At 49.7% G+C, this 318-nt stretch carries 1 protein-coding gene; it reads right to left on the reverse strand.

Translation table 11 applies throughout. The features are described 5' to 3' along the window. Positions 1-52: 52 nt before the first annotated feature. Positions 53-318, reverse strand: a 266-nt coding sequence (locus ACUU1M_RS20760) for a DDE-type integrase/transposase/recombinase (RefSeq protein WP_000629816.1), incomplete at its 5' end; no start/stop codon positions are given.

Here is a 318-nt window from a genome sequence, read left to right on the forward strand (position 1 = left end):
GGCACTGTTGCAAAGTTAGCGATGAGGCAGCCTTTTGTCTTATTCAAAGGCCTTACATTTCAAAAACTCTGCTTACCAGGCGCATTTCGCCCAGGGGATCACCATAATAAAATGCTGAGGCCTGGCCTTTGCGTAGTGCACGCATCACCTCAATACCTTTGATGGTGGCGTAAGCCGTCTTCATGGATTTAAATCCCAGCGTGGCGCCGATTATCCGTTTCAGTTTGCCATGATCGCATTCAATCACGTTGTTCCGGTACTTAATCTGTCGGTGTTCAACGTCAGACGGGCACCGGCCTTCGCGTTTGAGCAGAGCAA

The organism is Shigella sp. SIG6 (assembly GCF_053555815.1).